The 23,076-nt window shown below is 58.9% G+C and carries 20 protein-coding genes; 5 read left to right on the plus strand and 15 right to left on the minus strand.

Going from position 1 to position 23,076, the window contains the following annotated elements:
* Positions 1-3 precede the first annotated feature (3 nt).
* The 3 genes from AC2FI8_RS16975 to AC2FI8_RS16985 all read right to left on the minus strand — a co-directional run bounded on the left by AC2FI8_RS16975 (position 4) and on the right by AC2FI8_RS16985 (position 3,691).
* Positions 4-1,080, minus strand: a complete 1,077-nt coding sequence (locus AC2FI8_RS16975) for a T6SS phospholipase effector Tle1-like catalytic domain-containing protein (protein ID WP_496740535.1) — start codon at positions 1,078-1,080, stop codon at positions 4-6.
* Positions 1,058-3,349: a xanthine dehydrogenase family protein molybdopterin-binding subunit gene (locus AC2FI8_RS16980; RefSeq protein ID WP_496780273.1), complete on the minus strand. Its 2,292-nt coding sequence runs from the start codon at positions 3,347-3,349 to the stop codon at positions 1,058-1,060. Before AC2FI8_RS16980 ends, AC2FI8_RS16975 begins: the two co-directional genes overlap by 23 nt.
* 99 nt (positions 3,350-3,448) lie before the next feature.
* On the minus strand, positions 3,449-3,691 hold the full coding sequence (locus AC2FI8_RS16985; RefSeq protein ID WP_496780275.1) for a hypothetical protein: 243 nt from the start codon (positions 3,689-3,691) through the stop codon (positions 3,449-3,451).
* Between the two features lie 161 nt (positions 3,692-3,852).
* On the opposite strand from AC2FI8_RS16985, the gene AC2FI8_RS16990 reads away from it, so the two are divergent.
* The 3 genes from AC2FI8_RS16990 (at position 3,853) to AC2FI8_RS17000 (ending at position 8,683) form a co-directional block, all read left to right on the plus strand.
* A complete protein-coding gene (locus tag AC2FI8_RS16990; RefSeq protein ID WP_496780277.1) occupies positions 3,853-7,008 on the plus strand; it encodes a valine--tRNA ligase in 3,156 nt (1,051 codons plus the stop codon).
* 139 nt (positions 7,009-7,147) lie between these two features.
* The gene (locus AC2FI8_RS16995; RefSeq protein WP_496768183.1) at positions 7,148-8,311 is read left to right on the plus strand and encodes a benzoate/H(+) symporter BenE family transporter; all 1,164 of its coding nucleotides are present in this window, start codon (positions 7,148-7,150) and stop codon (positions 8,309-8,311) included.
* A 39-nt stretch (positions 8,312-8,350) separates the two neighbouring features.
* Positions 8,351-8,683 carry a DnaJ family domain-containing protein gene (locus AC2FI8_RS17000; RefSeq protein ID WP_496726024.1) on the plus strand — a complete coding sequence of 111 codons (333 nt, stop codon included), beginning with the start codon at positions 8,351-8,353 and terminating at the stop codon, positions 8,681-8,683.
* Here AC2FI8_RS17000 and AC2FI8_RS17005 read toward each other — a convergent pair.
* The 3 genes from AC2FI8_RS17005 to AC2FI8_RS17015 form a co-directional block, all read right to left on the minus strand.
* Complete coding sequence (locus AC2FI8_RS17005; RefSeq protein ID WP_496780279.1) at positions 8,680-9,051, minus strand: VOC family protein; 372 nt, start codon at positions 9,049-9,051, stop codon at positions 8,680-8,682. The genes AC2FI8_RS17000 and AC2FI8_RS17005 overlap by 4 nt on opposite strands.
* Positions 9,048-9,830, minus strand: a complete 783-nt coding sequence (locus AC2FI8_RS17010; protein ID WP_496726022.1) for a crotonase/enoyl-CoA hydratase family protein — start codon at positions 9,828-9,830, stop codon at positions 9,048-9,050. Before AC2FI8_RS17010 ends, AC2FI8_RS17005 begins: the two co-directional genes overlap by 4 nt.
* Before the next feature lie 65 nt (positions 9,831-9,895).
* Complete coding sequence (locus AC2FI8_RS17015) at positions 9,896-10,966, minus strand: SMP-30/gluconolactonase/LRE family protein (RefSeq protein ID WP_496768177.1); 1,071 nt, start codon at positions 10,964-10,966, stop codon at positions 9,896-9,898.
* A gap of 95 nt (positions 10,967-11,061) precedes the next feature.
* Here AC2FI8_RS17015 and AC2FI8_RS17020 point away from each other — a divergent pair, with 95 nt between their 5' ends.
* A complete protein-coding gene (locus AC2FI8_RS17020) occupies positions 11,062-12,162 on the plus strand; it encodes a pyridoxal phosphate-dependent aminotransferase (protein ID WP_496736778.1) in 1,101 nt (366 codons plus the stop codon).
* On the opposite strand, the gene AC2FI8_RS17025 is transcribed toward AC2FI8_RS17020, so the two are convergent.
* The 6 genes from AC2FI8_RS17025 to AC2FI8_RS17050 form a co-directional block, all read right to left on the minus strand.
* On the minus strand, positions 12,159-13,355 hold the full coding sequence (locus tag AC2FI8_RS17025; RefSeq protein WP_496780281.1) for a pyridoxal-phosphate-dependent aminotransferase family protein: 1,197 nt from the start codon (positions 13,353-13,355) through the stop codon (positions 12,159-12,161). The genes AC2FI8_RS17020 and AC2FI8_RS17025 overlap by 4 nt on opposite strands.
* A gap of 51 nt (positions 13,356-13,406) precedes the next feature.
* A complete protein-coding gene (locus AC2FI8_RS17030; RefSeq protein ID WP_496780283.1) occupies positions 13,407-14,039 on the minus strand; it encodes a bifunctional 4-hydroxy-2-oxoglutarate aldolase/2-dehydro-3-deoxy-phosphogluconate aldolase in 633 nt (210 codons plus the stop codon).
* Between the two features lie 3 nt (positions 14,040-14,042).
* Complete coding sequence (gene edd, locus AC2FI8_RS17035; protein ID WP_496780287.1) at positions 14,043-15,848, minus strand: phosphogluconate dehydratase; 1,806 nt, start codon at positions 15,846-15,848, stop codon at positions 14,043-14,045.
* Positions 15,849-15,850: 2 nt separating this feature from the next.
* The gene (zwf, locus tag AC2FI8_RS17040; RefSeq protein ID WP_496780289.1) at positions 15,851-17,296 is read right to left on the minus strand and encodes a glucose-6-phosphate dehydrogenase; all 1,446 of its coding nucleotides are present in this window, start codon (positions 17,294-17,296) and stop codon (positions 15,851-15,853) included.
* Positions 17,297-17,413: 117 nt separating this feature from the next.
* Positions 17,414-19,657 (minus strand): phosphoenolpyruvate--protein phosphotransferase, encoded by a 2,244-nt coding sequence (gene ptsP, locus AC2FI8_RS17045; protein WP_496780291.1) that lies wholly within the window; start codon positions 19,655-19,657, stop codon positions 17,414-17,416.
* Positions 19,658-19,703: 46 nt separating this feature from the next.
* A complete protein-coding gene (locus AC2FI8_RS17050; RefSeq protein WP_058272246.1) occupies positions 19,704-20,942 on the minus strand; it encodes an aspartate kinase in 1,239 nt (412 codons plus the stop codon).
* A 165-nt stretch (positions 20,943-21,107) separates the two neighbouring features.
* Here AC2FI8_RS17050 and AC2FI8_RS17055 point away from each other — a divergent pair, with 165 nt between their 5' ends.
* Positions 21,108-21,461, plus strand: coding sequence for a hypothetical protein (locus AC2FI8_RS17055; RefSeq protein ID WP_496768171.1), 354 nt, complete (start codon positions 21,108-21,110; stop codon positions 21,459-21,461).
* On the opposite strand, the gene AC2FI8_RS17060 is transcribed toward AC2FI8_RS17055, so the two are convergent.
* The 3 genes from AC2FI8_RS17060 to AC2FI8_RS17070 all read right to left on the minus strand — a co-directional run bounded on the left by AC2FI8_RS17060 (position 21,455) and on the right by AC2FI8_RS17070 (position 23,076).
* Positions 21,455-22,093, minus strand: a complete 639-nt coding sequence (locus tag AC2FI8_RS17060) for an SDR family NAD(P)-dependent oxidoreductase (protein WP_496768169.1) — start codon at positions 22,091-22,093, stop codon at positions 21,455-21,457. The genes AC2FI8_RS17055 and AC2FI8_RS17060 overlap by 7 nt on opposite strands.
* A 3-nt stretch (positions 22,094-22,096) precedes the next feature.
* Positions 22,097-22,540: a DUF1178 family protein gene (locus AC2FI8_RS17065; protein ID WP_496768167.1), complete on the minus strand. Its 444-nt coding sequence runs from the start codon at positions 22,538-22,540 to the stop codon at positions 22,097-22,099.
* Positions 22,541-22,611: 71 nt separating this feature from the next.
* Positions 22,612-23,076, minus strand: coding sequence for an NUDIX hydrolase (locus AC2FI8_RS17070; protein WP_496768165.1), 465 nt, complete (start codon positions 23,074-23,076; stop codon positions 22,612-22,614).

The raw sequence follows: 23,076 nt of genomic DNA on the forward strand, positions 1-23,076 counted from the left end.
GTTCTACTGCGCCGGATGCGACGGCAGATCCGGCATCGGAACCCAGCCCGGTAATTCATCCGGCGAGACCGAGACGTGGAGTTTCTCTGACCGGTCGCGGCCCACCTTCCGATGCTTCCGCAGCAGAAAAATCTTGCCCCAACCACGCCAAGTTCCAACAGAACGGGCAGAGGTATCCGTCGGGAACTGATCACGCCAGCCTTCGGGTAGCGGCAGACCATGAAGTTCTGCCTTATCCAGCATCCAGACCAACGAGATGTTACTCAGCGGACGCGCCTCTTCGAACCCGTTCAATTGGCCACCGACATCGCCATGTGTGCCGCGGAACCAGACCTGCTCGACATGACCTTTGAATTCCGGGGTACATTTCCACAGGACCGGCTCGAACACCTCGCGGGTCTCGTCCAGCGCCATTGCGTGATAGCCGTGGCGCGTCGCCGGGCCAAGCTGGTGGGTGTGAAAGGCGTGACGCTCTTCGGCCCAGCGCCACAGCAGCGGCAGACGCATACCCAGCGCTTTGACCGTATCCCAGACGCCGACCATCTCAATCGCCACATCTTCGTGACAGAATTGCCGCCGGAATTCGGCCGCGGCCGACCCGCTGGCGTTGCATTCATAGTGGCGGTAGGCCTGCTTGATGTTGCGAACGGTCGCATGTTCAGCCTTGAGCAGACCGATCATATCGATCACGCCAGCAAGGCTGCGCACACCGTAAGCGCCGCGCGAATAGCCGATGAAATAGATACGGTCGCCGGGTTTGTAGCGTGAGGCGAGATAGCCATATGCGCGGCGGATCTGGCGGTTGATCCCGCGCCCCATCATCACGTCCAGCGAGGATTTCCAGCTTTCCCATTGCACACCAGATTCGTAAAAGACGGACACTTTGCTGCCCATTTCGCGGCATAGTCGCAGGGTTTGGCCCGCATGGGTTTCATAGCCCGGCTCCAACGTCGACATGGTGCCGTCCAAGATAATCACGTGGCTGACGGGCTCGCGGTGAAGCGCCTCGGCGGAATGCTCGGACCGTAAGGGCCGCCCGAGCCATCCCAGAACCTTTTTACTCAGCCGCGTCAGAACCATCGTTCAGCAATTCCCATACTTTATGAGGTGTGAAAGGCATATCGGCCTGCCGCACCCCGTAATCCCAGAGCGCATCCTGAACCGCGTTTGCCACCGCGGCCAGCGCGCCGACGGTGCCGGCCTCTCCGCATCCTTTCATCCCCATCGGGTTGGAAGTTGACGGAACCGGCGCCGAGGTAAACTTAATCATGGGTATCTCGGCCGCGCGGGGCAAGGCGTAATCCATCAACGAAGCCGTGAGCAGTTGCCCCTGCGCATCATGCACAACACGTTCCGTCAACGCCTGACCGATGCCCTGCACCACCCCGCCATGCACCTGTCCTTCGGCCAACATCGGATTGATAAGATTACCGAAATCATCAACGATCGTATATTGGTCGACCCAGGTTTCACCGGTGTAAGAATCGATTACGACTTCGGCAACATGTGCGCCATTGGGATAGCTGCGCGCATCCAGATTGGCGCTGGCCTCATGGCTCAGCAGGTCGGCGCGCCCATCGGCGCGGGCCATATCCGCGGCTTCGCTCATCGTGGGCGTCAGGTTTGACCCTGGTGCGCGGAAGGTTTCGTGGTCGAAACGCACATCACTTTCCTCCACCCCCATCTTATCCGCCAGATACGGCGTGAATGCGGCGATCATGACGTCGATGGTCGCCAGCGTGGCGGTACTTTGCACCGTGACTGAACGTGACCCGCCAGTCCCGCCACCATGTGGCAACTGATCGCTGTCACCCTGGACCACATTGATCTGGTCCATCGGAACTCCGGTCTGGTCTGACAGGAATTGCGCGTAAACCGTCTCATGCCCCTGCCCGTTCGATTGGGTGCCGACATAAAGGTTCACCGTGCCATCCTCGCAGAACTCGACTTTCGCGTTTTCCGAAGGGTCACCCAAAATGCTTTCGATATAGTAACACAAGCCGCGCCCCCGGATCAGGCCACGTTCCGCATCTGCAGTTTTTCGCGTCGCGAACCCTTGGGTCTGGGCATATGCACGGGACAGGACCATATCGAAATCACCCACGTCATAGATTTCGCCGGTCGCGGTTTTGTAGGGGAAGTTTTCCGGCGGGATGAAATTCCTGCGGCGCAACTCACAAGGATCGACGCCCAGATGGCGCGCGGCGCGATCCATTGCACGTTCCAGAACATAGATCGCCTCGGGCCGCCCTGCCCCCCGATAGGCGTCGACTTGCGTGGTGTTGGTATAGAACCCCTCAACCCGCAGATACGTCGTTTGAACGTCATAAACACCCATCAACACCTTGCTGAAAAGATTGGTCTGGATCGCTTGCCCGAAATGACTGCTATACGCACCCAGATTTACCTTGCTGTGCACCCGGTAGGCCGTGATTTTCAGGTCCTCGTCAAAGGCGAGCTCAGCCAAAGAGGTTAGGTCGCGACCGTGATGATCCGACAGCATCGCCTCGGATCGGTCAGACATCCAATGAACAGGCTGCCCGAGTTTCATCGCAGCGACTGAGACGCAAAAATACTCAGGGTATGGCATGACTTTCATGCCGAACCCGCCGCCCACATCGGGGGTGGTAACACGGATCGCCTCGGGTTTCAGTTTTAGCTTTTGCGCCAACTGCCCCCGCATCGCCCAGACGCCTTGCCCACCATAGGCAAAGTGCAAACGTCCATCGACCCAATTGGCCTGACATCCCCGTGGCTCGATTGAGGTGATGATCACGCGGTTGTCGGCCACATCCAGCGAAACGGTATGCGCGGCAGCCTGAAAGGCGGCATCGGTTGCTGCTTCATCGCCCAACCCCCAATCAAAAGCACGATTGTCGGCGACCTGATCATGCAGTGGTTCGCCACCGGCTACGACATCCAGTTTTGCCGGCAGATCATCCGTGTCCATCCAGATCATCTCAACCGCATCTCGCGCCTGCAATAGCGTGTCTGCGATCACGACAGCCACAGGTTCGCCGACAAATCGGACGCGGTCTTGGGCCAGCATATGCCTGTCAGGCGCAAGGGTCTGAGAGCCATCGCGGTTCTGCACAGTTGCTGCATTCATCACAGTGTCGATCCCCGCCGCCGTGAGATCATCCAGCGTCATGACAAGGCGCACCCCTTCCGCCTCACGCGCGGCATCCAGATCCAGCGCCGTGATCCGACCATGGGCAACCGGGCTGCGAAAAAAAGCTGCGAACAGAGCATCTTCGGGTACATCATCGTCCATGTATCGTCCTTGCCCGGTCAGAAACCGCTGATCTTCTGTCCGTTTGACGGGCTGGCTTTTGCCGAACTTTTCCATGCGATGATCCTCCTGCGATGGCGACCGTAGCCCAGCCCAAGGCGATGTCCAGTCGAACAGACAGCTTCCCCGCGTCTTGCCAGTCATTTTTTGGTTAACCTACAGGTCATGACATAGGCACATGACAGCGTATTTCCGTTCACCGCCCTGCTGACTAGAGGCAGCGAAGCCACCCACGACGTGTATGTCGGTGGCGACGCCCGCGCGGGCATGGCACGGAAGGACCACGGCCTCGTCATGCGCTACGCCGATGACAAACTTGCCTAAGAAAGGCATATAGGCGCCCGGAAGGATGCTTTCGGTGATCATCTTGAGACGGTGGAATTTGACGGCAACGACCACTCATTGCTGACGCTGGATTTCCATGAACCGGCCTACCAGCGTGTTCAGGTCTACTTTCGCGCGCGCTTTGCCCGGGCTGAATAACATACAACCCTTCCCCTTCCCTTACGCATTCGCTATTGCAGGCGCTGACCCGAATTTGTTGACGCAGGACGCATCCTATGGCGATGGAAAAGACATTCAACGCGGCCGAGGCCGAGGCCCGCATTTATGAGGCCTGGGAACAGGCCGGAGCCTTCAAGGCAGGCGCGAACAGATCGCGCGACGAAAGCTTTACCATCATGATCCCGCCGCCCAACGTGACGGGCGCATTGCACGTGGGCCACGCCTTCAACAACACGCTGCAGGACATCCTGACCCGCTGGCACCGGATGCGCGGCTTCGACACGCTGTGGCAACCTGGTCAGGACCATGCCGGTATCGCCACCCAGATGCAGGTGGAAAAGATGCTGGCCGCCACCCAACAGCCCAGCCGAAACGAGCTGGGACGTGAGGCGTTTCTTGACAAGGTTTGGGAATGGAAGGGCGAATACGGCGGCACGATCATTGAGCAGTTGAAACGACTAGGGTCGTCCTGCGATTGGTCGCGCAACGCCTTTACCATGGCGGGCGCACCGCGTGATCCGCGGACCGGGCACGAGAACTCGGCCAACTTCCACGATGCCGTCATCAAGGTCTTCGTCGATATGTACGAAAAGGGCCTGATCTATCGCGGCAAGCGGCTGGTCAACTGGGATCCGCATTTTGAGACCGCGATCTCGGACCTTGAGGTCGAGAATATTGAGACGCCCGGTCATATGTGGCACTTCAAGTACCCTCTGGCTGGTGGTGAGACCTATACCTACGTCGAAAAGGACGAGGATGGGAACGTCATCCTCGAAGAGGAGCGCGATTACATCTCGATCGCCACGACCCGCCCTGAAACCATGCTGGGCGACGGCGCGGTGGCCGTTCATCCGTCGGATGAACGGTATGCGCCAATCGTTGGGAAACTCTGCGAAATCCCGGTTGGTCCGAAAGAGCATCGCCGCCAGATTCCGATCATCACCGATGACTACCCCGATCCCGATTTCGGCTCGGGCGCGGTGAAGATCACTGGCGCGCATGACTTTAACGACAACATGGTCGCCAAGCGCGGCGGCATTCCGATGTACCGCCTGATGGACACCAAAGGTGCGATGCGGGCAGATGGCGCGCCTTACGCCGAAGAGGCGGACAAGGCGCAGGAATACGCACGTGGTCGCGCGTTCACCGAGAACGAGATCGACGCGATTAACCTCGTTCCCGACCATCTGCGGGGTCTCGACCGGTTCGAGGCGCGCGCGAAAGTGGTCGAAGAGATCAACGCCGACGGTCTGGCTGTGATGACCCGTGCGGATGACCCGGTTCTGGGCACCAAGCTGGGCGAAGATGACGACCCGTCTGCACTGGTGCCGCTGGTCGAGAGCAAGCCGATTATGCAGCCCTTCGGCGACCGCTCGAAAGTTGTGATCGAGCCAATGTTCACCGATCAGTGGTTCGTGGATGCCGAAAAGATCGTCGGCCCCGCGCTGGATGCGGTTAAGGACGGCACGGTCAAGATCATCCCTGAGTCGGGCGAGAAGACCTATTACCACTGGCTGGAAAACATCGAGCCCTGGTGCATCTCGCGCCAGTTGTGGTGGGGGCACCAGATACCGGTTTGGTATGGTCTCGACCTGTCCGCAGAAGACTTCATCGATGACGAAGATGATGGTGACCTGGATCTGGTTGAACTGGGCCGGTTGCTGAATGAAGGTGGCATGCTGCACCGTGGCAATGTCATGGAATGCGCAACCAGCTTGGATGCAGTCACCGAGAAATTCCTGGACGACAACGCCAACATTCCCAGCCCGCTGAGCCACGCATCTGTTGTTGAAGTTTCAGACAAACACGAGGCGATCCATCGGTTTGCTGAAAGTCTCGCTCAGTATGCGGTCGAACAAGACCCAACCAATCTGATCTATCCGGTCTGGCGCGACCCCGACGTCCTCGACACCTGGTTCTCCTCCGGCCTCTGGCCGATCGGCACGCTGGGATGGCCCGAACAGACCGAAGAGATGGAGCGCTATTTCCCGACTGATGTGCTCATCACCGGCGCAGATATCCTGTTCTTCTGGGTCGCCCGGATGATGATGATGCACCTGGCCGTGGTAAACGAGATACCGTTCCATACCGTCTACCTGCACCAGCTCGTTCGCGACGAGAAGGGCAAGAAGATGTCCAAGACCACCGGCAACGTCATCGACCCGCTTGAGATCGTGGACGAATTCGGCGCCGACGCGCTACGGTTCACCAACGCCTCGATGGCAGCAATTGGCGGTGTGCTGAAGCTGTCCCGTGAACGCATCACCGGCTATCGCAATTTTGGCACCAAGCTGTGGAATGCTGTCCGCTTTGCCGAGATGAACGAGGTCTTCACCGACGCCGTTCCTCAACTGAACGTGGCTGACCTGAAGCCCAAAGCTGCGGTGAACCGCTGGATCATCGGCGAAACCGCACGTGTGCGGGAAGAGGTCGACGCGGCGCTGGAAAGCTATCGCTTCAACGACGCGGCCAACGGGCTTTATGCCTTTGTCTGGGGTAAGGTTTGCGACTGGTACGTGGAGCTGTCCAAGCCACTGCTGCAAGGGGACGATGCCGAGGCTCAGGCCGAAACCCGCGCCACGATGCGTTGGGTTCTGGACCAATGCATGGTCCTGCTGCACCCGATCATGCCGTTCATCACCGAAGAGCTGTGGGGCTTGACCGGCGACCGCGCCAAAATGGCTGTCCACGCCGATTGGCCAACCTATTCTGCGGTCGACCTGATCGACGCGGATGCGGATCGCGAGATGAACTGGGTGATCTCGGTGATCGAAAACACCCGCTCGGCCCGTGCACAGATGCGGGTTCCAGCCGGCCTCTATGTGCCGATGCTGGTGACCGAGATCGACGCCAATGGCCAAGCCGCGTGGGACCGCAACGAGGCGCTGATTAAACGTCTGGCGCGGATCGACAGCCTGACCAAAGCGGATGAGCTGCCTAAAGGTACGATCTCGATTGCCGCCCCCGGCGCATCTTTCGGCCTACCATTGGCGGATATCATCGACATTGGCGCGGAAAAGGAACGGCTGGAGAAAGCCAAGGGCAAACTGGCCAAGGAACTGGGCGGTCTGCGCGGGCGTCTGAACAACCCGAAATTCGTGGCCTCGGCCCCGGAAGAGGTTGTCGCGGAAGCCAAAGCCAACCTTGCCGCCCGCGAAGAGGAAGAGGCGAAACTGGACGAGGCGCTGGCCCGTCTGGCCGAGATCGCCTGATTTTCCTCTTTTTGTAGGTTCTCGAATTCCCCAAACCCGCCGTTTGCTCGGCGGGTTTTTGTTATGCGGTGACGCATTTCAACTTGTTTTCATCCGCTTCCAATTGTTAGCAAGTTCTGCAGACAGCTCCGAGGACTTCATGGCGCGCCCTTTCCCTCCTGTGCAGACAATTTCGACCGGGCTTGTGGTGGCGGTCGTAGGGTTTTTCAGCTCTTTCCCGATTGTGCTGCAGGGCCTTGTTTCAATGGGTGCTTCAGAAGCTGAGGCTGCATCCGGTTTGATGATGGCAGCAGTTGCAATGGGTGTGACGGCGATCGTGGTCAGCCTTTGGTACCGGCAGCCGATCAGCGTGGCATGGTCAACACCCGGTGCCGCCCTTCTGGCGGTTTCGGCGACCCCATTGGTCGGATTTTCTGATTCGGTTGGTGCATTTCTTTGCGCCGGAGCCCTGACGGTTGTTGCCGGAATGTGGCGTCCACTTGGACGGCTTGCGGCCGCTATCCCGACAACACTTGCGCAGGCCATGCTGGGCGGGGTTTTGCTGCCCTTGTGCATCATTCCCTTCAAGGCGGCAGTTGAGCTGCCCTGGCAAGCGCTGCCGGTCATTCTGACGTGGTTTATCGCCGGGCGGATCAATCGGTTGATCGCAGTTCCTGCCGCAGTGGTTACCGCGGCAATCGTCGTTGTATTGAACGCCGTTGACGGTTCGGTCCAGCCCGAACATCTGGTCGCCGCCCCTGTCTGGACCATTCCAACATTCTCGGTCGCATCGGCGATCGGGATCAGCATCCCGCTGTTCATCGTCACCATGGCTACGCAAAACATACCCGGCATCGCCGTCATGCGCAGCTTTGGGTATGCGCCAATTGCTGGCAAGTTGTTCTCAGCCGTCGGAGGAGCCAGTATTCTGTCTGCCCCCTTTGGCGCTCCGGCCACGTGCCTTGCCGCGATTACCGCTGCGATGTGTTCAAACGAAGACAGCTACCCGGACCCGAACCAGCGTTACTGGTCAGCGGTTATGGCAGGCCTATTTTACTGCGTCTTTGGCGTCTTTGCCGTGGCGATCACCGGGTTCGCGGCCCACGCCGACCCATTGCTCATGGGCACTCTGACCGGCATTGCCCTGATTGGTGTGATGGCAAATGCGACCTTTGCTGCATTAGAAGTTCCCGCCGAACGCGAAGCGGCGATTCTGACATTCGCCATAACCGCATCAGGAATCACCGTCTTCGGCCTGGGCGCTGCAGTCTGGGGTTTGGCCGCAGGTGGTATCGCCTATCTGGTTACCAACCGATCCAGATGACAGCTTTCCCCCGCTGTGCTGGTCGAGTAGTATGAACCTATGTTTGGATCGCTCGGAAAACTGGTCGAACGCCAGATCAAAAAGGCGCGAGCCGAAGGTCAGTTAGAGGGGCTGGAGGGCGAAGGCCAGCCGCTGCCTGACCGTTCGTCCGAGGCACAGACCGATCCGGCCGTCGCCGCCGGTCATCGGATCATGGCGCAAGCAGGCGTTCTTCCCGAAGAGTTCAGCATCAAGAAAGAGTTGGATGCCGCGCGCAAAACCTATGCGTCGCAGTCCGACGCTGACGAGCGTAAGGTGACTATGGCTAAGATCGCCGAGCTTGAGATGAGATACAATATGGCCCGCGATGCACGACGGGCTTTTATGCGTTAATTGCCGGGCGTAAATGCCCTGCTTGACACGGAAATCGAGTTTCCCGACGGATCCTTGGCATTCGCGAAACTGTAGCCGTCCGCCGTGTGGATCGAACCAAATTTCAGCCCGTGCTGCGCGGCTTGTCTGCAAAACCCAGCAACGTCCACGACATCAAAAACAATTTTGACCGCTGCTTGCCCCTGCCGGGCGGCCTTGCTGGCCGGATGCAACAACAAGCGCAAGCCGTTTTCGTCCGGCACAAGCTCTACAATCCGGTCCCCTTCGAGTTGGCGGGCAGCATAACCAAAATGCGTCTCATAGAAATGCACCATCTTGTCGATATCCTTGGTGTACAGGATCAATCGTGTGACAGGCGCCGAGATCATTTGAACTCTGGCTTGCGACCTTGCAAATTCGCCGCAATGACCTCCATCTGATCCGGTTTGCCGATCAGCTCCGCCTGCTCTGATGACTCCTCCAGCAGCACCTCTGTGCGAGGCTTGGCTTCCGCAACCTCTATCAGGCGCTTGGCCGCGCGGATGGCCGAAGGGCTTTGACCAGCGATGTCTTCGGCCAAGGCCAATGCCTCGGTCAGTGGGTCATCCGACAGTTTGGTAACCAGCCCCCAGTCCGCCGCCTGCGCGGCACCGATGGGGCGGGCCGAATAGGTCAACAGGCGTAAAACATCCGACCGGACCAGCTTGGGCAGCAGAACCATCCCGCCCATGTCGGGGATCAGACCCCACTTCATCTCCATCACGGCGAATTTAGCCTCGGGATGTGCTATCCGGATGTCAGCGCCCAGCGCAAGTTGCAAACCGCCGCCATAAGCAACACCCTGAATGGCACAAATGACGGGAACGGGCACGCGTTGCCAAACCAAGGCAACTTCCTGCACTTCATTGGCGTCCTTGTGGCTGCGGGTCATCAACCATTCGGTCGGGTCCGTTTGCGCCATGCTCGCAAAGCTGGCCATGTCCAGACCCGCGCAAAAGCTTTTGCCTTCACCCGATAGCACCACCGCACGGGCATCCGAGGCAGCGACCTCCTGCCCCGCAGAAATGATGGCCTTTATCATCGCATCATCCAGCGCATTCATCTTGTCGCCGCGCGTCAGAGTTACGTGCGCGATGTGATTTTTGTATTCGACGGATACTCGTGACATCTCAGGCCTCTCAATTCCGGTTAGGGGTACAATGCCCCGATGGATCAGGCAGTTCCACCTCAACGTTAGGGCAGATTTGACGCAGGCATGCGCCCGAACCAGGGCGAATCCAATGTCATGACGTAGAAATGTCCCCCGGCCAACTTGCCACCCGTGGTGATGCCCAGCCGACCCCCGGGGTCTTGCAAGGTCTGCAGGATGTTCCCGTCGCCGTCAAACTGCACCATCATCCCGCGATGGATCGGCGCAGGCCGCACCGTCGGCCCCAGTCGCCAGATCACCTTGCGCAAGAACGGGTATGGCATCAGTGCCTCGCTCGGCACGCGCGGGCTGGCAAATGCCATCCAATACGTACCATCGCCCTGTGCCTCGATGTTGTCGGGATAGCCTGGGAGATTGTCCATCAGGACCTCTTGCTGCCCGACCTTCGGGCCTGTCAGCCAAAGTTTGTGCACTCTGGCGCGCCCGGTTTCGGCGATCAGCAGAAAATCCTCACTCGGCGACAATGCGACGCCGTTCGTATAGACAAAGCCTTCGGCCAGTTTCTCGGTCGTGCCATCGGGCGCGTGGCGGGCAACGTAACCTGTGTCCGATTGCTCCCAGATGGTCAGAACCGAGGTCGGTTTGGTTCCACCCATCGTTTCTGGATCGAACCGATCAGACGAGTTTGAGAAATAGATCGCCCCGTCCTGCGCCACGTCCAATTGATTGGCATAGATCACTGGCGCGCCGTCTATCTCGGACACGACTGGCTGCAGCGTTCCGGGGCCGGTCCATCGCATGATGCCGCGGAAGCTGTCGGCGATGTAAAGCACCCCATCCGGACCGACCGTCAGGCCCAAGGGCCGACCACCGAGGTCGTCAACTTTCACCGGGACCTCGCCGTCTATCTGGTATAGAGCCCCGGACAGGCTGGTCGTGTAGACGGACCCGTCGGGCATGATGGCAATGTCTTCGGGGCCTTTCTCACCGTCAGGCAACGAGATCAGCTCCAGCTGGTCCAACGCATTGTTCTCCGCAAAGTCACCAGTGAAACCCGGTGCTTCGGGTGGGGTCCATGCCACCGGTTGAACCGGGACCGGCCAGAAAACCAGATAGGCGAGGCCGACAATCAACAAGCCCAAAACAATGCGCATGCGCGCTCCTCCCTTTAATCGTTACGCGAACAATGCGGAGCAGCATCCTGCAACGCAAGCTTGCCTGTCGTATGACCTTACGTTTATCTGCCCCCATGACAGAGCCACGCTATACCCCGCTTGCCCAATCCCTGCCTGCAACTGTGCCGTTTGTTGGCCCCGAAACGCAGGAACGCCAGCGTGGCGCGCCATTTGTGGCGCGGCTGGGCGCAAATGAAAGCGTGTTTGGGCCCTCTCCGCGCGCCATAGCGGCAATGACAGAAACGGGGATCTGGATGTATGGCGATCCGGAAAACCACGATCTGCGTGCCGCATTGGCGGATCACCATGGGGTCGGGTCGGAAAACATCGTGGTTGGCGAAGGCATTGACGGGCTGTTGGGCTACCTAGTGCGGCTACTGGTCGGATCCGGGGACGCGGTTGTCACCTCAGATGGGGCATACCCGACCTTCAACTACCATGTGGCAGGGTTCGGGGGGACACTCCACAAGGTGCCATATCGCGACGACCACGAGGACCCGGCGGCGCTGTTTGCCAAGGCACGTGAAGTGGATGCCAAGCTGGTGTATCTGGCCAATCCTGACAACCCGATGGGTAGCTGGCATTCCGGAGCGGATATCGTGGCGGCGCTAGACGATCTGCCCAACGGGTGTTTGCTTGTATTGGACGAGGCCTATGTGGAATGTGCGCCTGAAGGCACCGCCGCCCCTGTGGCAGCAGACGATCCGCGGGTGATCCGGATGCGAACTTTTTCCAAGGTGTACGGCATGGCGGGCGCGCGGGTTGGCTATGCCATCGGCGCACCCGGCCTGATTTTAGCCTTCAACAAGGTGCGCAACCATTTCGGAATGAACCGAGCCGCGCAGGCCGGTGCGCTGGCCGCACTGAAGGATGCAGAGTGGCTCAATCATGTTCAGACCAAGATTACCGAAGCGCGTGACCGGATTGGCCATATTGCACGAGAAAATGGTTTAGCGCCCTTGCCCTCGGCCACCAACTTCGTTGCCATTGATTGCGGGAAGGATGGAGCCTTTGCCAAGGCGGTTCTGGACTCGCTGGTTGCGCAGGGCATTTTCGTGCGTATGCCCTTTGCCGCCCCGCAAAATCGCTGCATCCGCGTCAGCTGTGGCGAGGCAGCCGATCTGGATGCTTTTGCCACAGCATTGCCAAAAGCGCTTGCCGAGGCGCGGCGTTAGGTCTTCGACGCAAGCACCGCAGCTGCAGCTTCTAATGCGCCTTTGCCGCGAGGGATATCTAGTGCGGCCATGGCTGTTTCCACACCGCCCAACGTAGCCATAACCATCTGGCCGTTGACGTGACCCATATGGCCAAGACGGAAGCATCCGTCCCAGTCGTCCATCCCCAGACCAATACCAAGGGTCAACCCCAGTTGGTTTTCAGTGAACTTGCGCAATGGCGTGCCGCGCTCCTCGGTCAGTCGCAAGGCGGTGACAGCGTGGCTGCGATGTAGACGATCAGCGGAATTCAGATGCAGCGCGCCACCTTGCGCCCAAATTTCACACGCTTCCCAGATCGCCGTGGCAAGGCGTTCGTGACGCGCCCAAACCTGTTCCATCCCCTCGGCATGGATCATGTTTAAGGCCGCGCGCAAACCGTAGAGGTGATGGGTTGGCGCGGTGCCATTAAAATACTGATAGAACAGCTCGGGGTTGGATCGTGGCTGCCAGTCCCAGTATTGCGATACACGCGGCATAGCGGCACGCTTGGCCTGTGCTTTGTCATTGAAGAAGACAAAGCCGGTGCCAGCGGGTGTCATCAGCCCCTTCTGACAGGCCGTAACTGTGACGTCGACGCCCCAGGTATCCATTTCGAACCGGTCACACCCCATCGAGGCAATGCAATCCGCCATCAAAAGCGCCGGGTGGCCCAGATCGTCCAGCAAAGCGCGCAGGGCTGGAATGTCGTTCCGGATTGAACTTGAGGTGTCCACATGAACGGCCAACACCGCCTTGATCTTGTGGGCCTTGTCGCCACGCAACGCCTCGGCAATACGGTCGAAGTCCCATGCTGTGGACGAGCCGAAGTCGATCAATTGAACCTTGGCGCCGATACCCTCGGCCATCTCGGCCCAGCCATGGGTAAATCGGCCAGATGCGGGGGCTAGAACCGTTTCACCGGGTGCGATGACGTTGGACAGCGCGGCTTCCCACGTTCCGTGGCCGTTAGAGATATAGATTGCAACGCTATGCTCGGTCCGCGCCACGCGGCACAGATCGCGGGTCAGCGACGGCATCATCTCGATCAGCTCGCCCTCGTAGATATTCGGTGACGGGCGGTGCATGGCTTGCAACACCGCATCCGGGATGACCGAAGGTCCTGGAATCGCCAGATACTCGCGCCCTTGCGCCAGGGAAATGGGGTCTATCATGGGATCAACCTGTATGAATTGACGCCCACCCTAGCGCAGCTTTAAGCGGCGTCAATCCATCAGCTTGGAGGCCGCGCGCGCAAGGTTTTCGATACCGGCCCAATCCCCATCAATGACCATCTTTTTCGGCGCAACCCAGCTTCCGCCCGCGCAGACCACATTGGACAAGGACAGGTAATCCTTTGCATTTTCGGGGGACACACCACCGGTCGGGCAAAACTTGATTTGCGGCAACGGTGCGCCGATCGCCTTCAACGCCGGTGCACCACCCGATGCTTCGGCCGGGAAGAACTTGAGCATGTCATAGCCCTTTTCCAACAGACACATCGCCTCACTGGCTGTGGCGGCGCCGGGCAACAAGGGCAGGCCTTCGGCCTCGCAAGCCGCGATCAGAATGTCGGTGGCACCGGGCGAGACCCCGAATTGCGCGCCTGCCTCTTTCGCGGCGCGCACATCTTCGGGCGTCACCAAAGTTCCTGCGCCGACGACGCCGCCCGGCACATCCGCCATCGCGCGGATCGCGTCCAGCGCGGCGGGTGTACGCAGAGTAACCTCAAGCGCGGGGAGGCCACCTGCGACAAGCGCCTCTGCCAATGGTCGCGCCTGAGCCGCATCATCGACGACAAGGACAGGAACAATGGGCGCAAGTGCGCAGATTTCACGCGTGCGTTGGGTTTTGGACATGGGTCAAACTCCGAAAATACTGGCGCCGGTGTCTGCTGATCCGACATTTTGGCGGAAGGTAGCGAACAGGTCACGCCCCACGCCGTGTTGGTTGGCCGACAGATCAGCAGTGGCAGGCGCACGGTCCAGAACCCCGGGGGTGACAATCTCCAACTCACCCTTCACCGCATCGACGCGCAAGATGTCGCCATCCTTCAGGTAAGCGATCGGCCCACCATCGAGCGCCTCGGGGCAGACATGGATCGCCGCAGGGACTTTTCCGGACGCGCCGGACATACGACCATCGGTTACAAGCGCCACCTTTTGCCCACGGCCCTGCAAGATCGACAGGATCGGCGTCAGCGAGTGTAGCTCGGGCATGCCATTTGCTTTGGGTCCCTGGAACCGGACAACAACGATGACGTCGCCTGTGAACTCTCCAGCCTTGAACGCGGCTTTCGCCTCATCCTGATCATGGAACATGCGTACAGGTGCTTCGACAACCTGATGTTCCGGGGCGACGGCCGAAACCTTCATCACGCCGGTGCCCAAATTGCCAGTCAGGCGCGACAACCCACCAGTGGGTTGGAACGGGTCTTTCGCCGGGCGGACGATTTTTTCGTTCAGGCTGTGGCCAGCTCCGTCTTCCCAAACCAGCTCACCGTTCTTCAGCTTCGGTTCTTTGGTATAATTCTGCAGCCCCTGCCCCGCGACGGTTAGAGTGTCGGGGTGCAGCAGCCCGTCTTCCAGTAGCGTTCCAATGCAGTACCCAAGACCACCCGCTGCGTGGAAGTGGTTCACATCTGCCAGACCGTTCGGATAAACCCGTGCAACCAAAGGCACCACGGCGGAAATGTCAGAAAAATCCTGCCAATCCAACACGATACCACCTGCGCGCGCCATTGCGATCAGATGGATCAGCAGGTTGGTCGACCCACCCGTGGCCATCAGACCCACGATGCCGTTCACAAACGCCCGCTCATCCAAAACCTGATAGACTGGTGTATAGTGGTTGCCCAGCGCACTCAGCGACAGGGCGCGGCGCGCGCCTTCTTCGGTCAGTGCGTCCCGCAGAGGCGTGTTGGGATTCACAAAGCTGGAGCCCGGCAGGTGCAGGCCCATGAATTCCATCAGCATCTGATTGGTGTTCGCGGTGCCATAAAAAGTACAAGTGCCCGGTCCATGATACGCGGCCATTTCAGCGGCCATAAGCTCGTCACGGCCGATCTCTCCTGCGGCAAATTTCTGGCGAATCTTTGCTTTTTCATCGTTGGGCAAACCGCTGGTCATCGGTCCGGCTGGCAGGAACACAGCGGGCAGGTGGCCGAACGCCTGTGCGCCGATGATCAAACCGGGAACGATCTTGTCACAGACGCCCAGGAAAACGGCCGCATCGTAGGTGTTGTGGCTCAGTGCCACTCCGGTCGCCAGGGCAATCACGTCGCGGGAAAACAGAGACAACTCCATCCCCGCCTCGCCTTGGGTGACGCCGTCACACATGGCTGGCACGCCACCCGCAACTTGTGCAGTGCCACCTGCGGCTCGGATCGCATCGCGGATCAGGCCGGGATAACGCTCGAACGGCTGGTGGGCGGAAAGCATGTCGTTATAGGCGGTGACGATGCCCAGATTACCGGCCGTATCAGTGGCCATCGCTTGCTGATCCTCACCCGCACCGGCATAGGCATGGGCTTGACCGCTGCAAGACAAATGCGCGCGCGCCGGTCCCTTGGATCGGGCATGTTCCATACGCTCAATATGCGGGCCGCGCAGTCCGGCGCTGCGGTCGATGATGCGTTGAGTGACGTCGGTGATGACTGTATTAACCATGATTACCCTCCGATCTGACGCCAGCGGCGCCCATCGCGATGCATCAGCATCAGCGCTTCTTCTGGGCCGGAACTGCCCTGATCATATTTCGCGGGGCGATCTCCACGCTCTTCCCAACTGTGAATAATGGGATCAACCCAGGCCCAGGCGGCTTCGGCTTCGTCGCCGCGCATAAACAGGGTTTGGTCGCCACGAATGACATCCATGATCAGTCGTTCATAGGCGTCCGGCGATTGCGCCTCATCCCCAAGCGCCTCGGCAAAACTCATGTCCAGTGCAACATCTGACAGGCGGAACCCGCCCTGCCCCGGTTCTTTAATCGTTGTTCGCAGGGTAATACCTTCGTCCGGTTGCAGGCGGATCACCAGCACGTTGCCGTGCAGCGCGCCGACATTGGGGAAGATCGTATGCGGCGGATCCCGGAAAAACACCGCGATTTCGGATTCGCGAGCCCGCAGGCGTTTTCCAGTTCGCAAATAGAACGGCACACTGGCCCAGCGCCAGTTGCCGATATGAGCCTTAAGAGCGATGTAACTTTCTGTGCGGCTCGCGGGGTTGCCAACATGATCCAAATAACCGTCGCCACCTTTGCTCGAACGATATTGGCCGCGTGCGATGTCAGACGGCGCAACAGGCTCCAGCGCCTCGATCACCTTGACCTTCTCGTCCCGCACGGCGTTGGGCGAAAATTTGGACGGAGGTTCCATCGCAGTCAGACACAGAAGCTGAACAAGGTGGTTCTGCACCATATCCCGCATCGCACCGGACTGATCGTAATAGGCCCCGCGCCCTTCGACGCCAACAGTCTCGGCCACGGTAATTTGAACGTGATCGACATGTGTCGCGTTCCAGAGAGGTTCGAACAGGGAATTTGCAAAGCGCAGCGCCATCAGGTTCTGCACCGTTTCCTTTCCCAAATAGTGGTCGATCCGATATATCTGGTGCTCTTCAAAGCAGGCTCGCAGCCCGGAGTTCAGCGCCCGGGCTGACGCGAGGTCGTGGCCAAAGGGTTTTTCGACCACGATACGGCTGTCAGGGGTCGCCAAACCATGATCGCTCAGCCGTTTTGCGATGCCCGAGAAAAGGCTGGGACCAACTGACAGGTAGAAGGCGCGTACCACGTCAGGACGCAAGGTGTTGGCAAGATCTTTCCAGCCAGAATCTCCCATTGCGTCAACGGGAACATATTCAACATGGCTTAGAAACTGATCCAGAACGTCCTTTTTGAATGCAGGCGCAAATTCTCTCATCGAGGCGTGTATTTGGTCCCGGAACCCGTCGCTGTCCATGTCGGACCGCGCTGTGCCGATAATCTTTGCGTCTTCGGGCATCTGACCGACTTCGAACCGATGATAGAGCCCGGGTAAGATCTTGCGCTGCGCCAGATCACCGGTCGCGCCGAATAGCACCAGATCGAACGGGTCTACCGGGATTACGCGTGAAACCATCTATGGGCTCCTTCAAATCTGCTGGCATCACTTAGGCGCAGTTATCACTGGTCCTTGTGATGCAAGCATTGTTACCGCTAACATTCAGGCACTGAATAGGGAAGCACAACTGGAAAATCAACCCTGATTCCGCAACCACTCCATTACCGAGGATCGAACCGATTGGTCTCCGCGATGACGGGCGTCGGCAATGATCTTACGCAGTGACTGCAGGTCGGCACGCAACAACACGCTTTTGACCGGGCCAATCGACGCCGGGCGCATTGACAAGGTCCGAATACCCATGGCTGCCAGACACAGTGCCTCAACCGGTCGCCCGGCATCCTCGCCACAGAAAGACAACGGCGTGTTCGAGATATTGCAGCGCTCGACAATCCGTTCGATGAAGGTCAGGAAGCTGACGTTCAGCGTGTCATAACGTCGGCGCACCAGCTCGTTTTCGCGGTCAGCGGCAAAAAAGAACTGTTTCAGGTCGTTGCCCCCGATCGAGACGAAATCCACCTCGTCAAAGAACTTCTGCGGGGCAAAGGCGAGAGATGGCGTTTCCAGCATTGCGCCAACTTCGATCGATTCTGGCAGCACATGACCAAGACGCTTTTCGCGTTCGATGGTCTTGTTCACTTCCCAACGTGCCTCACGGTATTCTTCGGCCTGCGCCACAAACGGGAACATGATTGTCAAAGGCCGCCCATTGGCTGCACGCATCAACGCCTGCAACTGCATCCGCATCACGCCGCGTTTGTCCAGACCAACGCGAATAGCGCGCCAGCCCAAAGCTGGGTTCGGCTCTTCGACGTGCTTCATATAGGGCAGAACTTTATCCGACCCGATATCCAGTGTGCGGAAAACCACGCGCATGTCACCAGCAGCATCCATTACGCGCTGGTATTGTGTCACAAGCTCGGACCGCTTGGGCATCTGGTTGCGGATCAGGAACTGAAGCTCGGTGCGGAACAGGCCCACACCCTCGGCCCCCGAATTGCCCAGCGACGGCAGATCAGCCATCAGGCCCGCGTTCATAACCAAATTGATCCGCTCACCATCGCGCGTCACTGTCGGAGTATCGCGGATCGAGGCATAGCGTTCCTGCGCTTTGGCCTGCATGGCGATTTTATCGCGAAACGCGGAGACAACCGTATCTTCCGGGCGCAGTTGGACCATGCCCTGATCGCCATCGACCAGAATATGATCTCCGTTCAATGCCTCTGTGGTGATGTGCCCAACGTGAACCACCAGTGGAATTGCCAGGGCACGGGCCACAATCGTGGCGTGGCTACCGACCGAGCCTTCCTCAAGAACGATCCCTTTCAACGAGCGACCATATTCCAGCAGATCCCCAGGCCCGATATTTCGGGCAACCAGGATCGGATCGGGTGGCAGGTCGGCCCCGTTGGTGCCCCCCTGCCCGGTCAGGATACGCAGCAGCCGGTTGCTGAGGTCATCCAGATCTGCCAGCCGTTCACGCAGATAGGGGTCGGTGACCTGCCCCATCCGGGCGCGGGCTTGCGATTGTTCTTTCTCAACCGCCGCTTCGGCGCTAAGGCCCAGGGCAATGTCCTCTTCCATCCGGCGCATCCAGCCCTTGGAATTGGCGAACATCCGGTATGCTTCCAGTACCTGCAATTGCTCCTTGTCACCGCCTTGCGAAATCTCAAGCATCTTGTCGACGCCCACGCGCAACTCATCAACGGCTTCGTTCAGACGTTCGCGTTCGCGGTGGGGGTCGTCGGCAATCGGGTTGGTGACGACAACACGGGGTTCATGCAGCCAGACATGCCCTTCGGCAGCTCCTTCCTGTGCCGGGCCTCCCTCAAATTGCACCGATTGCTGGTGCCGGGGTGAAAGGGCAGCGCCCTCGCCCACAAAGGCGCCAAGCTCGGTCATTTCGGCCAAGACCATGGCGACCACTTCCAGCGCGTAGACCTCGTCAGCGGAATACAAACGCGCGTCACGAGATTGAACGACCAATACGCCCAGCTTTTCACCCAAACGCTGGATCGGCACCCCAATAAAAGACGAGAATCTTTCTTCACCAGTTTCCGGCATATACCGAAACCCTTTGGTCGAAGGCGCGTCGGCGGTGTTCACGACCTTGCCGGATTGCGCGACATGGCCCACGAGGCCTTCACCCAACCGCATACGCGTTTTGTGAACCGCCTCTGGAGACAACCCTTCGGTCGCGCAAAGCTCAAGAGTGTCGGAATCCCGGAACAGATAGATCGAGCACACCTCGGCCCGGATACTATCCGCGATCAGATGCGTGATCCGGTCAAGACGTTCCTGACCGGCGGCTTCGCTCGCCATCTCTTCGCGCAGCCGCCCCAGCAGCTTGCGGGATTCTGTTTCGGTGCCTTCCGCCATATCCCACCCAAATTACGGAATCAGGCGAGACCTTTGGCTGAAATGCTCAGGCCGCCTTGTCCAATTCAAAGGCATCATGCAGTGCCTGAACAGCAAGTTCCATGTATTTCCTGTCGACAAGGACGGAAATTTTAATCTCAGAGGTTGTAATGACCTTGATGTTGATCCCCTCATCCGAGAGTATCTTGAACATCTTGGCCGCCACGCCCGACTGCGAGCGCATGCCGATCCCCACGACCGAGACCTTGCAGACATCCTGGTCCGCGACCAGTTCGGCATAGTTCAGCTCACCCGCATCCTTGATTGCCAGCAATGCCTGTTCGGCGCGCGCCACCTGATCGGTGGGGCAGGAAAAGGTCATGTCCGTGCGCCCCTCGTCCGAAATGTTCTGCACGATCATATCGACATTCACGCCCGCATCGCTGAGCGCGGTAAAGATAATCGACGCGATGCCCGGGCGGTCAGCCACCGAGACAACGGTCATCTTGGCTTCGTCGCGGGAATAGGCCACACCGGCCACAACATTGGATTCCATGATATCCTCCTCATCGCAGACCAGGGTACCGGCCTCGTCGGATTGTTCCTCAAAGCTTGAAAGAACGCGCAGTTTTACCTTGTAACGCATCGCCAGTTCGACAGAGCGGGTTTGCAGAACCTTTGCCCCCAACGAGGCCAATTCCAGCATTTCCTCGAACGAAATTCGGTCCAGCTTGCGTGCTTTTTCGCAGATGCGCGGGTCGGTGGTATAAACACCGTCAACATCCGTGTAGATGTCGCACCGCTCGGCACCGAAGGCGGCGGCAAATGCCACGGCGGTGGTGTCCGACCCACCTCGGCCCAGGGTCGTGATACGGCCTTCCGGGCTGATGCCCTGGAACCCGGCGACCACGGCAACCTTCATGCCCTCGCCAAACTTCTGGTTCAGGTTATCGGTCGGAATTTCTTCGATCCGGGCCTGGCTGTGGGCGCTGGTGGTCATCAGCGGAACCTGCCAGCCCTGCCAGCTGCGGGCCGGGACATCCATTTCCTGCAACGTCAACGCCATCAGGCCAGCGGTGATATTCTCACCCGAGGACACGACGGCATCATATTCCCGCGCATCGTACAACGGTGATGTTTCATCGACCCAGCCCACAAGCTCGTTTGTCTTGCCGGACATGGCCGAGACGATGACGATCACGTCATAGCCCTTCGCCACTTCGACGCCGATGCGCTTGGCTGCGCGGCGGATACGGTCAAGGTTGGCAACCGAAGTGCCGCCAAATTTCATCACGAGTAAGGGCATGGGGGCAAGTGTCTCCGCGCCTTGGATTTCTGGTCTCGTGCGTCTTATGCGAGGGGGGCCGCAAGGGCAAGAGTTCAAAACCGGTCGGATGGCCGCATCTGACCGCTTTACAACGGCCACAGAGGCTGTCAGCCTGCACCCCGCAATTATTCCCAGAGGTTTTCCATGTTCCGCGTTGCCGCAGCCCTCGCCCTTTTGTCTTCATCCGCCTTTGCGCAGGTCTCTACGCTGGCAGCAACCGACGGCAAGAATGCTTTGGGCACGGTGCCCTGTGCCAAAGCCGGTGCAGCGCTAAGCAGCTGCCACGCCGAGCTGCGCCACCATGACGACGGTACTACGACCTTGGCAGTGGGGCTGGGCGGAGCCGAAGTACGCAGCATCTATTTCACGGATGGTGTACCGACCTCTAGCAGCTCACCTGCCCGGATCAGTCACGAAACACGGGGTGATTTAACGGTGGTCTTCATCGATCCGGATGAAGTTTACGAAATCCCAACGGCGGCTTTGAAACGTCAATAAGCGTGCGGCTGACCGTCCCAGGTTTCAAAACACCCGGTTGTGGCAAGTGACAATGCCCCAAAGCGGTCAAGCAGCCCGTCGGCAGCCTGATCAACAGTGATCGCAGCCTGAGTGCCCCCCATATCCGTCTGCACCCAACCCGGATGGTAGATGCCAACGGCGACACCATCCGCGCGCAAATCCGTCGCCAGATTGCGCCCCAGATTCAGGGCCGCCGCTTTGGACGCACGATAGATATAGCTGCCACCGGGCGCGCGCGTATGCGACGCCATCTGGGACGACAGGATCGCAACCTTGCCTTTCGCGACCTGAAGATTGGGCAAAAGCGCCTGCACGGTCAGAAACACGCCCGTCACGTTGGTCGCAAAACTCTGCGCCCACATGTCGGCAGGATAGCCGTCTATGCCGTGGCCTTTGTCCAGATAGACCCCGGCGTTGCAGATCAACAGATCAACCGGACGACCCGCAAGCCCTTGTGCCATCGCGGCCTGCTGTTTCGGATCAGTCACATCCAGTACAAGCTGCGCACTGGAATCCCGGGCGGTTCCGGTAACGTCATGCCCCTGCGCGCGGTAACGATCTGCCAGAGCTTGGCCAATTCCGCGATTAGCGCCGGTGATAACGATATGCATGGGTCAGTTCGTTTTACGGGTGGGTAGGAAAGGAAGCGGCGAAACCGGCACGCCATCTTCAATCAGCGCTTTCGCCTCATCGGGCTTGGCTTCGCCATAAATCGCGCGTTCGGGCGCATCGCCCAAATGGATCTTACGCGCCTCTTTGGCAAAGTCCTTACCGACATAGTCCGAGTTTTCCTCGACCTTGCGGCGCAGATCGGCCAGCACCTTCTCGATGTCTGGCGACGGGGTCGCGACATCCACCTGTTTGCCTTGTGGTTCGGTTGTCTGAGCATTGCGGGCCGGACGAACGCGAGGGGTCATGATAGCCTTATCTACTTGCGCGTCACCACACACAACGCAGGTCACCATACCTGCGGAGGCGAGTTTGTCGTAAGCGGCGGCCGATTGAAACCAACTGTCAAATGTATGGTCGCGGCTGCATTTCAGCGAATATTGAATCATGGTCCGTCCATTTTCCGGTAGGCAAATAGATACCGACAGACATGGCAAGATCAAGCCCTTCGCAAGGCGAGTCAGTGTAGAATCGGGCCAAGACGGCGTAACAAAAGGGACAGTTCCCGCGATTTCACCAGAGAGGCCGCTTTTTTAGGCGAAACCCACTTTCGCTTTCGTTGGGCCCGTTCAGGAAATTCAGGCGCTATCGACGTAACACAGAGGGGAAAGACATCCACCAGACACAATACGGGGTTCGTACTGGAGTGGGGTTTCAAATATGAGAAACGGCCCATGGGATTGTTTGCGCAGTTGCCTTTAACCCCAGCCTCTTCCCAAGCTTCTCGTCCGGCGGTTTGCGACGGTGTCATATCCTCGATTAGCCAGCCCTTCGGTATGATCCAGCGCTTGGATTTGCGCGTTGTGATCAGCAAAACCCTGAGCTTTCCGTGTTTGATGCGATAGCAGAGCGCTGCCGATTGATGCTTAAGCCGCAGGTGCTGTTCGCTTCCCCGCAGACACGTCGGTTGCCTCGCACCGATCAC

The sequence above is a fragment of the Ruegeria sp. CDSB029 genome (genome assembly GCF_059611125.1).

Excerpts from the sequence above, each read along its gene's own strand:
- AC2FI8_RS16975 (WP_496740535.1), bottom strand. The coding sequence starts at position 1,080 with ATGGTTCTGACGCGGCTGAGTAAAAAGGTTCTGGGATGGCTCGGGCGG.
- AC2FI8_RS16980 (WP_496780273.1), bottom strand. The coding sequence starts at position 3,349 with ATGGAAAAGTTCGGCAAAAGCCAGCCCGTCAAACGGACAGAAGATCAG.
- AC2FI8_RS16990 (WP_496780277.1), top strand. The coding sequence starts at position 3,853 with ATGGCGATGGAAAAGACATTCAACGCGGCCGAGGCCGAGGCCCGCATT.
- AC2FI8_RS16995 (WP_496768183.1), top strand. The coding sequence starts at position 7,148 with ATGGCGCGCCCTTTCCCTCCTGTGCAGACAATTTCGACCGGGCTTGTG.
- AC2FI8_RS17000 (WP_496726024.1), top strand. The coding sequence starts at position 8,351 with ATGTTTGGATCGCTCGGAAAACTGGTCGAACGCCAGATCAAAAAGGCG.
- AC2FI8_RS17005 (WP_496780279.1), bottom strand. The coding sequence starts at position 9,051 with ATGATCTCGGCGCCTGTCACACGATTGATCCTGTACACCAAGGATATC.
- AC2FI8_RS17010 (WP_496726022.1), bottom strand. The coding sequence starts at position 9,830 with ATGTCACGAGTATCCGTCGAATACAAAAATCACATCGCGCACGTAACT.
- AC2FI8_RS17015 (WP_496768177.1), bottom strand. The coding sequence starts at position 10,966 with ATGCGCATTGTTTTGGGCTTGTTGATTGTCGGCCTCGCCTATCTGGTT.
- AC2FI8_RS17020 (WP_496736778.1), top strand. The coding sequence starts at position 11,062 with ATGACAGAGCCACGCTATACCCCGCTTGCCCAATCCCTGCCTGCAACT.
- AC2FI8_RS17025 (WP_496780281.1), bottom strand. The coding sequence starts at position 13,355 with ATGATAGACCCCATTTCCCTGGCGCAAGGGCGCGAGTATCTGGCGATT.
- AC2FI8_RS17030 (WP_496780283.1), bottom strand. The coding sequence starts at position 14,039 with ATGTCCAAAACCCAACGCACGCGTGAAATCTGCGCACTTGCGCCCATT.
- edd (WP_496780287.1), bottom strand. The coding sequence starts at position 15,848 with ATGGTTAATACAGTCATCACCGACGTCACTCAACGCATCATCGACCGC.
- zwf (WP_496780289.1), bottom strand. The coding sequence starts at position 17,296 with ATGGTTTCACGCGTAATCCCGGTAGACCCGTTCGATCTGGTGCTATTC.
- ptsP (WP_496780291.1), bottom strand. The coding sequence starts at position 19,657 with ATGGCGGAAGGCACCGAAACAGAATCCCGCAAGCTGCTGGGGCGGCTG.
- AC2FI8_RS17050 (WP_058272246.1), bottom strand. The coding sequence starts at position 20,942 with ATGCCCTTACTCGTGATGAAATTTGGCGGCACTTCGGTTGCCAACCTT.
- AC2FI8_RS17055 (WP_496768171.1), top strand. The coding sequence starts at position 21,108 with ATGTTCCGCGTTGCCGCAGCCCTCGCCCTTTTGTCTTCATCCGCCTTT.
- AC2FI8_RS17060 (WP_496768169.1), bottom strand. The coding sequence starts at position 22,093 with ATGCATATCGTTATCACCGGCGCTAATCGCGGAATTGGCCAAGCTCTG.
- AC2FI8_RS17065 (WP_496768167.1), bottom strand. The coding sequence starts at position 22,540 with ATGATTCAATATTCGCTGAAATGCAGCCGCGACCATACATTTGACAGT.